The following is a 13,133-nucleotide window of genomic DNA, read 5'->3' on the forward strand; positions in this document are numbered from 1 at the left end:
TAGTTAATCGGTAGTCCTTAAAGGTTAGCTACTGAGTGCTTCTACATCCCCCGCCTTGGCTTCGCCGGTTTGTACCCGCCACTGGGCGGAGTAGTGGCCGTTAGCTGCCAATAGACTTGAATGGGTGCCGCGCTCGGCCACTTGGCCTTTCTCGATCACCACGATCTCGTCGGCGTGCACGATGGTAGAGAGTCGATGAGCAATCATAATCACCGTGCGGCCATGGGCGATACGCTTGAGCGAACGCTGGATGGCCGCTTCGGTTTCGTTGTCCACTGCGCTGGTGGCTTCATCCAGCACCAAAATAGGCGGGTCTTTAAGTAGCGCCCGCGCTAAGGAGAGCCGCTGGCGTTGGCCGCCAGAAAGCCGCACGCCCCGCTCGCCGACAGGCGTATCCAATCCTTGGGGCAGCGTCTCGATAAAGCTCCAGGCTTCGGCGGTTTTGGCGGCGTCGATAATCGTCGCTTCGTCCGCGTCAGGTTTGCCGTAGGCGATATTGTCGCGGATGCTGCCTTCAAATAGATAAACGTCCTGACTGACCAGGCCAATCGACTGGCGTAGCGAGTTCATGCTGACCTCGGTAATCGGTTGGCCGTCGATTAGCACCCGCCCGTTTTCCGGGTCGTAAAAGCGCAGCAACAGTTTGATCAGGGTCGATTTGCCCGAGCCGGTCGCCCCAACCAGTGCCAAGGTGTTGCCAGCGGGCACGTGCAGATGAATATTATCGACACCCACGAGGCTGGTAGCGTAGTGAAAGCTGACATTATCAATGGTCACTTCGCCGCGCACCGGCTGAGTAAGCGGAGTGGTGCTGTCATCTTTGACCGTAATCGGCACTTCGAGCAGATCAAGAATGCGCCGTGTGCTCGCCATGGCGCGCTCGAACAGGTCGATCACCTGGGCCAAGCCGGTGAGCGGCCAGAGCAGCCGCTGAGTCAGGAAGACCAGCACGCCATAAGCGCCCACATTCAGCGAGCCGTTGAGCGCCATCATGCCGCCCACAGTGAAGGTGGCAAGAAAGCCGGCCAAAATCGCCATGCGGATCACGGGAATAAACGCGGAGCTGACCTTGATCGCCCTTCTATTGGCTTCTACGTAGGCTTCGCTGGCCTCGCGCAGGCGTTCTGCTTCGCGGTCTTCACTAGTAAAGCTTTTAATCGTCGCGATGCCGCTTAGGTTGTTGGATAAACGGCTGGCTAAATCACCGACCTTTTCACGCACGTCACTGTAGAGCGGCCCGGCTTTGCGCTGGAAGAAGAATGCGCCCCAAATGATCAGCGGAATAGGTGTAAACGCCAGCAGTGCGATCAGTGGCGAAAGCACGAAGAATACCGCGCCCACTGCCACCACGGTGACCACCACCTGAATAAGCGAGTTAGCCCCGCCGTCTAAAAAGCGCTCGAGCTGATTGACGTCATCGTTCATGGTGGCCACAAGCTGGCCGGAGCTTTTCGATTCAAAGAACGCCATATCCAGCCGTTGAGCGTGCTCGTAGGTATCCTGACGCATATCCGCCTGTAAACGTTGGGCTAAGTTGCGCCATAGGATTTGAAACAGGTACTCAAACAGCGACTCCCCCGCCCAGATAAAGAACGTTAGCACCCCCAGCATGGTGATCTGCTGCTGGGGCGTCTCGAACCCAAGGCTTGCCACAAAGCTCTGTTCTTGGTTGACCACCACATCGATGGCGACACCAATCAGAATCTCTGGGGCAATATCAAACAACTTATTGATAATCGAGCAGGTGGTGGCGGCAATGATGCGCCGCCGGTAGCCTTTGGCGTAGCGCAGTAGCCGCACCAGGGCTTGAAAACTGTGTGCAGGAGAGGACACAAGCATTCCTTACTGAAATTTTTTGTAGGTTTGACTAGGCGCTCGCCGGGGTGCGTCGCACATTGGTCAGTAACGGGCAGCCGGTAGCGGGGTCGGTTAATAGCGAGCATTCTACCTGATAAAGCGTTCGCACCAAGTCTGGGGTGACCACCTTGGCAGGCTGCCCTTCTGCGATAATCTGACCTTCGCGCATGGCGATTAGATGGTCTGCGTAGCGGCAGGCGCTGGCGAGATCGTGCAGCACCATCACCACGGTACGGCCTTGGTGTGCAAGATGCTTCACCAGCTCGAACACTTCAATCTGGTGACCCAGATCCAGCGCTGAGGTGGGTTCATCCAGCAACAGCAGCGGGGTTTGTTGGGCGATGGTCATGGCGATCCAGGCGCGTTGGCGTTGGCCGCCGGAAAGCGCATCAATTGGCCTGTCCGCGAGCTGTTCAAGCCCTGCTGCCGCTAGCGCGTGCTGCACCACGCGCTGGTCTTCTGCTGACCACTGGCGCAACCAGCCTTGGTGGGGCTGGCGGCCAAAGCGGATCAGCTCGGTCACAGTGAGCCCTTCCGGCGCGACGGCCTCCTGGGGCAGTAGCGCCAGTTGAGTGGCCAACTGACGAGTGGGCAGGCGCCGAATATCGGCGCCATCCAGCAACACAGCCCCCCTATCGGGTTTGTGTAAACGAGCAAGCCCAGCCAACAACGTCGATTTTCCGCAGCCGTTAGGGCCCACAATGGCGGTGACTTGGCCGCTAGGCAGGGTGATATCCAAGCCATCAATCACCTGCCGGGTGCCATAGCTCATGCCGAGCGACTGCGTGGCAAGAGACGGCATGGTAGATGTTGGAGATTGACTCATGTGGAGCTCCGTTGCGGACGCATTAATATCCAAAGTAACCAAGGCCCGCCGACCACGGCGGTAACGATACCGACGGGAATCTCGATAGGCGCCAGCAGCGTACGCCCGGCCAGGTCGGCGAGCACCATCACCAGCGCCCCCGCTAGCGTTGCCGCCAAAATAGGCACGCTGCGCGAACTCGACAGCGAGCGAGCTATCTCTGGGCCAATCAGCCCCACCATGCCCACCGGCCCGGCAACGGCGACCGCCAACCCCGTCAAGGCGACAGACAGCAACAGCACTTCCAAACGGCGTCGCTTAACGTTGACGCCTAGCCCACTAGCGGTAGCATCCTTGAAACGCAGTAGCGTTAGCGAACGGGCTAACACCATGGCAGTGGCCAGCCCTAACGCCAACCCGAGCATGAGTAATTGCAGTGCGCCGCTGGGGCGGGCATTGAGCGAACCCACTGTCCATGGATAGGCGGCATTGGCGGTATCAATGGCGACTCGCGCCAGCATCAATTGCGTTATCGCGCCAAACACCGCGCCCACGCCAATCCCCGCCACGATAAAGCGATACCCCTGGGTGCCGTTGCCCGCGGCGAGCCCGAAGGTGAGTACCGCTGCGGTGGTTGCCCCGGCTAACGCCATGGCAGGCGGCGCGATGGAAACGCCAAGGCCTACGATGGAGGCCACTGCAAATGCCGTCGCGCCGTTATCAATACCGATAATACCCGGCGTCGCCAAGCGGTTGCGGGCCAGGGTTTGCATCAGAATGCCCGCTAACGCGAAGGCCGCCCCGGTACTAGCGGCGGATGCCAAACGCGGCAAGCGTAGCTCCTGCACAACAAAGCTCGCCATCATATCTGCATTGCCAAACAGCGCCTGCAGCACCGCCATAGGGGCGACTTTAACGCTGCCCAGGCTTAGGTAAATAACGCTGGAGAGCAGTAGTGCGCTGAACAGACCCAGGTTAACGACCACCGCACGCTGCTCAAACAACAGGCTGTTCGCACCGTTCCCGCTTCGCCAGGCGAATCGCCAGTAACCTTGCGGTGGCGGTACGTTGTTATTGCCGTCCGCGCGGAACTGGTCTTCCGAAGAGAAAGGCATAGACGAGCTTTTTATCAGCGTGGTTTTCATGAGCGAATTCATAGCATCGGTAGGCGGCGCGCACGTACGACCGCTATTAGTACGGGTGCGCCGCACAGCGCCGTGAGTACGCCCAACGGTAGTTCCGAAGGAGTGACCACCACCCGAGAGATGATATCGGCCGTGAGGACGATCAGCGGCCCGATGGGCAGACAAAACCATAGCGTGCGACGAATATCAGGCCCGGCAAAGGCCCGTGCGACAAACGGCACCACCAACCCAACAAAGGCAATGGGCCCGGCGATGGCGGTGGCAGCACCCACCAACAGCGCCACGCAGGCGATGACCAACCAACGAATGAGGTTGGGGTGGTGGCCCAAACCCGAGGCCACTCGTTCGCCTAGGGCCAGAGCGGCTAACGGCCGAGCAATCAGCGCAACCATCACTGACGCGACCAGCATACTGGGCAGAACGGCGAACAGGTCATCCAAGCGGCGGCCGGCCAAGCTGCCAATCACCCAGAAACGAATTTCATCAGCGGCACGCTGGTCGTAAAGCAGTATCAACGAGGTTAATGAAGCGAGCAGGCCAGAGAACGCAGCCCCGGCAAGCACGAGCCGGATAGGGTCGTTACCCACACCGCGAAAGCGCGCCACGCTCAACACGCACACGCAGCCCACCAGCGCACCTAACTGCGCGACTGAAATGCGTAAAGTGGTGGCGCTGGCGCCCAGCACTAAGGCCAGCGCCACGGCAAATGCCGCTCCCGCGCTAACCCCTAAAAGCCCCGGTTCGGCCAGCGGATTGCGTGCCACCGCTTGCAACAGGGCGCCAGCGACACCTAGCGCCATGCCCACCGCAATACCAATTAAGGTGCGCGGTGCGCGCAGTTCCCAGACGATGAAGTGCGCCTCACTGTCCTGAGCACCGCCAAGTAGCGCCAGGGCCCTGCCGGGGCCAACGCTGCCCGCGCCGATTAATAAACTAACGAGACTCACCGCCACAAGGGTGGTGAGTAGCAGCAGCATTAGCGAACGTGGAGTAGCACGCCTAACGCTAGGCGTTGCAAAACGTGGAACCGTCACGGCAACAGCGCTGCCTCTATATCATCAAGAATCGCCTGGGCGGCCAGGGGGCCATTGGCGCTTGTCCATAGCTGACCATCCACCGGCACTACGTGGTCTTGCTGCACCACGTTTAGGCGCGTAAAGGCACTGCTCTGCTTGGCTGCGTCCACCGCCGCTTGACCATCTTCGTTGAGCGTTGCCAGGAACAGCCAGTCACCGTCCACTTGGGAAAGGTTTTCCAGGCTCAGCACATCGCTATGCACGCCGCGCTCGCCGACCAGGCCAGCGTCCTGAACATCCAGCCCCGCTTGGGCTAACAAGCCTGCGGCGAAAAGATTTTCCGACATTACCATGGGGCCACCGGGCATCCAGCGCACTAAAAAGGCGCTACCACCTACACCGGCCTCTTCCACTGCCTTAGCGACCTCGGCGGCGCGTTGTTCAACCGCCTCAATCGCTTCTGCAATGGCGGCCTGGCGATTGAGCGCTTCGCCGTAAAGGCGGGCTTCAGCTTTCCAGTTATCCGGCGCCAGTGGCTGGGGCGGTGGCACCACCGTGGGCGCAATACGTGACAGCAGCTGATACTGCTCATCAGAAAGCTGGGCAGGCGCCAAAATTAGATCCGGCTGCTGCGCCAGCACGGCCTCAATATTGATCTCGCGCACCACACCCATAATGGCGGGCGGGTTTTCGCCAAGATGCACTTCAATGTAGCTTGCTACGTTGTCGCCACCTCGCGTAGTGACGGCACCTAGCGGGCTCACGCCTGCCGCTACCGCGGCGTCTAGCGCGCCTTCGTAGAGTGTTACAACCCGCTTTGGCGATCCCTCAACGTCTACATCGCCAAAGGCGGTTTCCAGCGTGTGAGCTTGCGCAGTGCCCACTACTAAGGCACTTAGCAATATGAACAGCATCCCTAAACGCCCGCTTTTAGTAAGAATTGCTGACATTGATCTCGTTTTAAATAGCGTCGCTTTAACCCGCATAAGTTTCTCTCAACACGATACAGTGCTTTTAATAATAACGATTCTCAAAAGCACTTGCACTACTATTCCATCGAATAGCGTGTTCCATTTTTTGCAACGACCCTACGGCTCCCCTGTTTCAATTTACGCAACGCAACGTTCCTCAATCACACCCTCGCGTTTGAGAGCGTTTCTTTTTAGACTCCCTGGCTCATTTGATAATTAATATCATTAGCTAATAATTATCGTAACCAAGGGGAATGACATGCCACGCTTTACTCGCTCTGTTCTGGCTAGCGCCGTCACGCTTGCTGTTTCTGCTGCAGGCGCTCAGGCCCAGGAAAATGCGCAGCTTAACAACATGGTGGTTACGGCGGCTGGCTATGAGCAGTCGCTAAATAACGCGCCAGCTAGTATTTCGGTGGTATCTCGCGAAGAGCTTGAGCAGAAGCAGTTTTCCAATATTGCGGAAGCGATTGCCGATGTACCCGGTGTTGATGTGCGTTCTGGCACGGGTAAAACCGGCGGACTGAATATTTCTATTCGCGGCATGCCAAGCGAATACACGCTGATCTTGATTGATGGGCGCCGTCAAAATACCTCTGGCAGCGTCACGCCCAATGGCTTCGGAGAAACTTCCACCGGCTTTATGCCACCGCTTTCCGCTATTGAGCGCATTGAGGTAATTCGGGGTCCGATGTCGACGCTCTATGGGTCTGACGCCATGGGCGGGGTTATCAATATCATCACCCGCCGCATAGGTGAGGATTGGGCAGGCGCTGTAACGGTTGAAAACACTTTTCAGGAAGACCGCGGTGCGGGCAACAGTTCAGCGATTAACCTTTACACCTCGGGGCCTCTGATAGAAGACACACTGGGTTTACAGCTGCGTGGCCGTCTGTTTGATCGCGACAGCTCCGAACGCATGATTGAAGACAGCGCTGGCCGCGACCCTCGCCCTTCCGAGGCGCGCATTTACTCTATCGGTGGTCGCCTGAACCTGACGCCGGATGAGTCTAATGAATTATGGGTAGACGCCGAACGTTCACGCCAGTCCTACTCCAACGACGATAACCGCCTGGGAACCCAAGACGGCACTGATCGCAGCGGCGCTCCCTCACCCGGCACCTTTAACGGCTATAAAGACGAATTGCGCTTTAACCGCGACCAAATTGCGGTTGGCCATACCGGTCACTACGCTCCAGGTACCTGGGAAAGCAGCGTTACCCATAGCACGACTGAAACCTTAGGCCGCACCCTGCCTGCAGGCAGTGCTCCCGCTTACGGGTATGAAGCCCAGGGGGGCGAAGACCGCATTCTTGAGAACCGAGACATTATTGTCGATACCAAATTTGTAGCGCCACTCGGCGACCATATGGCAACCATTGGCGGGCAATACATTGATGCTGAGCTAGAAGATGCCATCGCGGGCAATGAAACCTTTGAGCAAAACAGCTGGGCGCTGTTTGCTGAAGATGAGTGGCTGCTGCGGGACGATTTAGCCCTAACGTTGGGAGGGCGTTATGAGCACCACGACGCCTTTGGGGGCCACTTTAGCCCACGTGGGTATTTGGTCTGGAACACGACGCCTAATTGGACATTAAAAGGTGGCGTTAGCCGCGGTTATAAAACGCCTTCCTTGAATGACCTACACGACGGAATTAATGGCTTTGGCAACCAGGGCAGAGAAGTTGGCCTTGGCTCACCCGACCTTGAGCCAGAAAAAAGCACCAATTACGAAATCAGTGCCCTTTATGACAGCTTGGACAACTTCTCAGCCGGGGCGACGCTTTTCTACAATCGCTTTTCTGACCGAATCGCCAGCGCCACTGATTTACCAAATTGCCAGTTTGTCGATAGCAATGGCAACACCCCCAATGCAGGGTTGGCTAACTGCTTAAGCGTGGGCAACTTTACCCAGCAGGAAAGCTTTGGCCAGTTAACCAATATCGACGAAGCTGAGACCCGTGGCATTGAACTTACCGCTAATTATCAAATCGCTCCCGCCTGGCGCATTAGTGGCGGCTACACCTTTACCGATTCTGAAATCACTTCAGGCGAAAATGAGGGCATGGTATTAACCAACACACCTAACCATAAATTAACCGCTGACCTAACCTGGGCGATTAACGAGCGCTGGAGCACCACGTTAGAAGGCGAGTACTACTCATCTCGTAATCGTTTTGCAGCTGGCTTGCCTACCTCGGGTGAATCGCTTTCTCTTTATGAACAGTTGGGTAACAAGCTAAATGGTTACGAGCTGTTCAACTGGCGTAGTTCCTACCGTTTCTCCGACAACGTGCGGTTAACCGGTACTGTTTACAATCTGTTTGATAAAGACTTCACCAGCTCCGATACCTTTGAGCATAACGGCGAAACGCTGCGTGCTTACAACTTCACGCAAACAGGCCGCTCTACCGATGGTGTAGCGCTGGATGGGCGCAGCTTCTGGGTCTCTGCAACCTATGAGTTTTAATCAGTTCTAACACGCAACGTTCCACTGACTGTTTCGATGCTCTCCTTCTGCCCCGGCCATGCGCTGGGGCTTTTTTAATTTAGCACTGAAAAATCCCCTTTTCTTAAACATTGGTTAGATGGAGAAAACATCCGAAACACAAATGCATATTATTTTCATTCGCACTGAAAGATGGCACAATCAGCATTCACCCTCTTCCCTTGGGTCTGACCATGTATGACTTTGACGAACTTACCGCCTTTGCCGATGTGATGACCACGGGCAGTTTGACTCGCAGCGCTCAAAAGCTTGGTTTAGCCAAATCGACCCTAAGTCGGCGCATCAGCCAGCTCGAAACCCGGCTTAACCAGCCGCTGCTGCGCCGCCAGGCCAATCGCTTAATTCCCACCGAAGCGGGGCTGCTGTTTCACAACTACTGCACCGAGCTTTTGGCAATGGCGGTTCATAGCCAGGAGGCGCTAGCAGAGCTGCGTGAGGAGATTAGTGGCGAAATAACCCTTGAGGTGCACGGCGCCCTGGCGCGCAGCTGGTTAGCCAGCGCCATTGATGCGTTCTTAAATCGCCACCCAAAGGTAGAGCTAACGCTACACACTAGAGAAACGCCGCCGACTAAAATGCACAGTAATAGCGTTCATGTCTGGCTCGGGCCGACTCACGAGTGTGGGCTAAACCAGGAGCGCTTGGGGTACTTAACCCGCGGGCTTTATGCCAGCCCACGCTATTTAGCGGCGGCTGGCACGCCCCATCACCCCAATGAATTGAACCAGCACGCCTGGATAGACCTGCTGGGTTCAGCATCCGACGGGCTGCTGCTCACACACTCCGAGCATGGCCAGTACACCTTTAATCCACCCCGCTCTCGGCTGCGGGTAGACCTAACTGCCCTGCATATTGACGCCATCGCACGCAGCCAGGGGATCGGCTTGCTCTCACACTGGTTAACCGCAAAGCGCGAACAGCATCATCCAGGCGAACTGATTAACTGTTTGCCTGGCTGGGAACCAGCGCCTCTGCCCATTACGCTACTCTACGCCTACGGTCACCAATCACGCCGCACCCACGCGCTATTGGAGTTTTTACGTAGCCAAGTGCCCGCCCCGTGGCGCACCTCAACCGCCACTGCGTAAGTTAATTCGAGTGTTTGCCTTGCCAGTTAGCCCGCTCATTAACGACAATAGTCGGCTAACGATTAGCCAAGGACTGTAAATGCTCGCCGAACTTTTTGCCGTCATGGCGCCCGTGCTTGCTGGTGCAGGACTCGGCTACCTGTGGGTACGCCTAGGCCATCCCTACCCGGTCGACTTCATCACCCGGCTGATGTTTAACATTGGCACCCCTTCGCTGGTATTGGCGTCTCTGGCGGGAGCCGATATTGATGCCAACACCTTCGGCCAGACCATGCTGGCCACCGCGTTGGTGATTATCACCATGGGGGCCGCTACCTTTGCGGTGGCAAAACTGTTGCGCCGCAGCTGGCGAGTGCTACTTGCCCCCATGATGTACCCCAACACCGGCAATATGGGCTTACCCGTGGTGCTTTACGCCTTTGGCAGTGCCGGGTTTGCTTACGGCATTACGGTGATGGTGACCGTATCGTTGTTTCAGTTCACCTTAGGTGCAGTACTTAATAGTCAGGGCAACCCACTCAAAACCCTCGCCAAAACACCCACGGTATACGCCATTGCTATTTCCATGGCACTGCTGCTGACGGACACTTCCCTGCCCCCCTGGTTGGCGAATACGGTGGACTTAATGTCGGGGTTCACGGTTCCGCTGATGCTCATTACCCTGGGCGTCTCGCTGGCAAGCATTCATGTGAAGAACCTGCATTCAGGGCTCGGGTTTAGCCTGGTGCGTGTGCCCCTCGCCGCTGGGGTCGCCTGGCTGATCGCTGGCTGGGTGGGCCTTCCGCCACTGGCACAAAACATTTTAGTGTTGCAAATGTGTATGCCGGTGGCGGTCTTCAATTACCTCTTTGCTCAGCGGGCCCAGCGCGAACCCGTCTATGTCGCCAGTTTGGTCTTCTGCTCAACATTGTTAGCGCTGGTTTACCTGCCCGTGTTACTCGCCCTGCTTATGTAATAGCGGAACCCCAACGTCGGTAAAAGGTCACTGCTAGACTACTGGCAAGGATAACGAGTATTTACATAACCAGAGGGCACACTATGCATTATACGAGCAGGAGTAATCCCACTTCTCGCCGACTGACCCCTGCGGCTTTGGCAGGAATTAGTGGGCTAGTGCTGGCTAGCGCTATCAACTCGGCAAATGCGGAAGTCGTTCAGGAATCGCTGGAAACCGAACATTTAAACCTTTCCATTGAGCGTATCGCCGATGGTTTTGAGCACCCTTGGGCGTTGGCGTTTTTACCCGATGGTCGCTATTTAGTCACCGAACGCAGCGGGCAGCTGAAACTCGTCGACCCCGAAAGCGGTGAATCCAGTACGCTGCAAGGCATGCCAGAAGTGAGTGCTCGGGGCCAGGGCGGGCTGTTAGACGTGGTGTTGCACCCCGATTTTGAAGGGGGGAACGGTGGAGGCGACAACGACTGGATCTATTTCACCTGGAGCAAGCCCGAAGGCAATAACAGCCGTTCAGCGCTATCACGGGTAAAATGGCAGGATGACAAGCTAGGTGAGGTTGAGCACTTGTTTGAACAGGATCGCGCCTCAGGGCCTGGTCGTCACTACGGCTCGCGGTTGGCGTGGCAGCCCGACGGCACCCTGCTAATGAGTATCGGCGACCGTGGCAGTGAACCACCTCGCGCCCAGGCAAGCGATGACCACGCGGGCTCTACCCTGCGCCTAACCGCCACGGGCGGCGTTCCCGATGACAATCCCTTTGTCGGGGATGACACCACCCTGGATGAAATCTACTCCATGGGAAATCGCAATATTCAAGGCATGACCGTGCTGAGTAACGGCGAAGCCTGGGCATCAGAGCACGGCCCCCGAACCGGCGACGAGCTAAACCATATCGAAGCGGGCAATAATTATGGCTGGCCGGAAGTTAGTCAGGGCAATGATTACGCTACCAATGAGCCGATTGGCGAAGACTCGCTCCCCGGCATGATTGACCCGGTGTATATATTTGAAGGGCGTTTCGCCCCCGCCGGCCTTGCCGAAGTGACCAGCGACGCTTTTGGTGAGTGGCAGGGCAACTTATTAGCCGGTGGATTAGGTAGCGAGAAGCTATTGCGCCTGCGCTTAGAAGAGGGCCGTGTCGCCGAAGAAGAGCTGATTTTACAAGGCGTAGTAGGCCGTATTCGCGATGTTCGCCAAGGCCCTGATGACGCTATTTACTTGCTCACTGACGACCCTCAGGGCGGCTTGTATCGTCTAGCGCCAACGAACCAGTAGCACTTAGTTCACCCGCTGATACTACAACGTATTAAAACCACCATGGATGCCCCATGCGACTACGCAATTTGATTATTTTGACGGTGATTGTGCCGCTGTTTGTCATCCTGGTGGTATTTAGCTTAGTGGCGATCAAATCGCTCGAAGATAACGTACGTTCAAAGCTACAAACTGAAGTTGAGATTATTACCCGTACGCTGAGCTCCTCGCTCAGCTACGCGGTCACCCCCGACAGCAACACGCCGCTTGAGGAAGCGCTACAGTCAGCGTTCTCCTTCCATAGAATTTACGGCGCTTATGTCTTCGATACCGAAGGGCGCGATATTTATGGGCTTGGCCTGGGCAAGGATATTTTCAGTCGCGAAGAGATTCAGCAAATCATCGAACGCGATGACCTTTACAGCAATTACCGACAACACGAGGGTTGGAATTACTACTCTGCGTTGACACCCTTGCGCTCACAAGATGGCACTGTATATGGCGTACTTCAGGTTAATCGGCTAAATACCGGTATTGAGAACTACACGGGTTTTATCAGCGTTGTGGCCGTACTAGTGTTTGTGATTGGTGCGGCCGGGATCGTGTTTAGTATTTGGTGGGGCTTCCGGCGCCATATTGAGCGCCCGCTTAATCGGCTTCTGCACGTAATGCAGTTGGTAGAAAAAGGGGACCGCAGCCAACGTGCCACCGAAGACGGCCCTATCGAATACCGCCACCTCGCCTCTGGTTTGAATGGCATGCTGGATGCGATGGCCGAGAAAGACCAAGAGATCGAAAATCGCCAGCGGCGCGAAATTGAGCTTGAAAAGCGCCTGCGTAAATCGAAAAAGCTGGCCGAGCTCGGCGTACTGGCGGCGGGAGTTGCCCATGAGATAGGCGCGCCGCTAACGGTGATTAATGGTCAAGCCCAGCGTTTGGCTCGCCGCGATGTCATTGGCGATGACGAACGGGCACGGCTAGGGCGTATACGCGGCGAAGTAGAGCGCATCGTTGAAATCGTTCGCCAATTGATGGAGTTAGGACGTCAACATAACGTAGAGAAAGGCGAGCTGGCGCTTGATCAGCTTATTATGAATGCCAGCGATTTAGTTGAAGACGAGCTAGAACCACGCAATATTCGTTTAGACATTGAATTACCGACGCCAGCACCCAACTTACTCGCCAACGGCCAACAAATTGTGCAGGTGCTGACCAACTTGCTGCGCAATGCAGCGCAAGCCCCCGAAGTAAGCAAAATTCGAGTACGCGCCCAGCAGCAAGAGAACGAATTACTACTGTGGGTGGAAGATGATGGCCCGGGGATACCCAACTCCCATCACCATAAAGTGTTCGACCCATTTTTTACCACCAAACCGGTTGGCCAAGGCAGCGGTTTGGGACTCTCTATGGTACATCGCATTATTAACGACCACGGCGGCACGATCGGCGTGTTTGACAGTGCCCTAGGCGGCGCTGGATTTGAAATTACGCTACCTATTAGTGAAACCGCATCCGCGTGAGGACAACGTTT

10 protein-coding genes are annotated in these 13,133 nt (G+C 56.3%); 5 read left to right on the forward strand and 5 right to left on the reverse strand.

Features of this window, described 5'->3' with window-relative positions:
• Window positions 1-24: 24 nt before the first annotated feature.
• The 5 genes from QHL1GM_RS08010 to QHL1GM_RS08030 are packed head-to-tail and all read right to left on the reverse strand — an operon-like array spanning window position 25 to window position 5,737.
• The gene (locus tag QHL1GM_RS08010) at window positions 25-1,839 is read right to left on the reverse strand and encodes an ABC transporter ATP-binding protein (RefSeq protein WP_071693994.1); all 1,815 of its coding nucleotides are present in this window, start codon (window positions 1,837-1,839) and stop codon (window positions 25-27) included.
• A gap of 28 nt (window positions 1,840-1,867) precedes the next feature.
• Window positions 1,868-2,683, reverse strand: coding sequence for an ABC transporter ATP-binding protein (locus QHL1GM_RS08015; protein ID WP_071693995.1), 816 nt, complete (start codon window positions 2,681-2,683; stop codon window positions 1,868-1,870).
• The gene (locus QHL1GM_RS08020) at window positions 2,680-3,807 is read right to left on the reverse strand and encodes an iron chelate uptake ABC transporter family permease subunit (RefSeq protein WP_071693996.1); all 1,128 of its coding nucleotides are present in this window, start codon (window positions 3,805-3,807) and stop codon (window positions 2,680-2,682) included. Before QHL1GM_RS08020 ends, QHL1GM_RS08015 begins: the two co-directional genes overlap by 4 nt.
• A gap of 8 nt (window positions 3,808-3,815) precedes the next feature.
• The gene (locus tag QHL1GM_RS08025; RefSeq protein WP_071693997.1) at window positions 3,816-4,784 is read right to left on the reverse strand and encodes an iron ABC transporter permease; all 969 of its coding nucleotides are present in this window, start codon (window positions 4,782-4,784) and stop codon (window positions 3,816-3,818) included.
• Window positions 4,785-4,837: 53 nt separating this feature from the next.
• A complete protein-coding gene (locus QHL1GM_RS08030) occupies window positions 4,838-5,737 on the reverse strand; it encodes an ABC transporter substrate-binding protein (RefSeq protein ID WP_254795274.1) in 900 nt (299 codons plus the stop codon).
• A 316-nt stretch (window positions 5,738-6,053) separates the two neighbouring features.
• Between QHL1GM_RS08030 and QHL1GM_RS08035 the strand changes: the two genes are divergently transcribed.
• From QHL1GM_RS08035 to QHL1GM_RS08055, 5 genes are all read left to right on the forward strand, one after another.
• The gene (locus QHL1GM_RS08035) at window positions 6,054-8,264 is read left to right on the forward strand and encodes a TonB-dependent receptor (RefSeq protein WP_071693999.1); all 2,211 of its coding nucleotides are present in this window, start codon (window positions 6,054-6,056) and stop codon (window positions 8,262-8,264) included.
• Between the two features lie 212 nt (window positions 8,265-8,476).
• A complete protein-coding gene (locus QHL1GM_RS08040) occupies window positions 8,477-9,391 on the forward strand; it encodes a LysR family transcriptional regulator (protein ID WP_071694000.1) in 915 nt (304 codons plus the stop codon).
• Between the two features lie 79 nt (window positions 9,392-9,470).
• Entirely contained in the window at window positions 9,471-10,346 is an 876-nt protein-coding gene (locus QHL1GM_RS08045; RefSeq protein WP_071694001.1) for an AEC family transporter, read from the forward strand.
• Window positions 10,347-10,429: 83 nt separating this feature from the next.
• A complete protein-coding gene (locus tag QHL1GM_RS08050) occupies window positions 10,430-11,623 on the forward strand; it encodes a PQQ-dependent sugar dehydrogenase (RefSeq protein ID WP_071694002.1) in 1,194 nt (397 codons plus the stop codon).
• 53 nt (window positions 11,624-11,676) lie between these two features.
• The gene (locus QHL1GM_RS08055) at window positions 11,677-13,122 is read left to right on the forward strand and encodes an ATP-binding protein (RefSeq protein ID WP_071694003.1); all 1,446 of its coding nucleotides are present in this window, start codon (window positions 11,677-11,679) and stop codon (window positions 13,120-13,122) included.
• Window positions 13,123-13,133: the final 11 nt, after the last annotated feature.

This window comes from Halomonas sp. QHL1, assembly GCF_001882345.1.
GTDB lineage: Bacteria > Pseudomonadota > Gammaproteobacteria > Pseudomonadales > Halomonadaceae > Vreelandella.

Coding starts and splice junctions, on each gene's coding strand:
- QHL1GM_RS08010 (WP_071693994.1), bottom strand. CDS start 1,839: ATGCTTGTGTCCTCTCCTGCACACAGTTTTCAAGCCCTGGTGCGGCTA.
- QHL1GM_RS08015 (WP_071693995.1), bottom strand. CDS start 2,683: ATGAGTCAATCTCCAACATCTACCATGCCGTCTCTTGCCACGCAGTCG.
- QHL1GM_RS08020 (WP_071693996.1), bottom strand. CDS start 3,807: ATGAAAACCACGCTGATAAAAAGCTCGTCTATGCCTTTCTCTTCGGAA.
- QHL1GM_RS08025 (WP_071693997.1), bottom strand. CDS start 4,784: ATGCTGCTGCTACTCACCACCCTTGTGGCGGTGAGTCTCGTTAGTTTA.
- QHL1GM_RS08030 (WP_254795274.1), bottom strand. CDS start 5,737: ATGCTGTTCATATTGCTAAGTGCCTTAGTAGTGGGCACTGCGCAAGCT.
- QHL1GM_RS08035 (WP_071693999.1), top strand. CDS start 6,054: ATGCCACGCTTTACTCGCTCTGTTCTGGCTAGCGCCGTCACGCTTGCT.
- QHL1GM_RS08040 (WP_071694000.1), top strand. CDS start 8,477: ATGTATGACTTTGACGAACTTACCGCCTTTGCCGATGTGATGACCACG.
- QHL1GM_RS08045 (WP_071694001.1), top strand. CDS start 9,471: ATGCTCGCCGAACTTTTTGCCGTCATGGCGCCCGTGCTTGCTGGTGCA.
- QHL1GM_RS08050 (WP_071694002.1), top strand. CDS start 10,430: ATGCATTATACGAGCAGGAGTAATCCCACTTCTCGCCGACTGACCCCT.
- QHL1GM_RS08055 (WP_071694003.1), top strand. CDS start 11,677: ATGCGACTACGCAATTTGATTATTTTGACGGTGATTGTGCCGCTGTTT.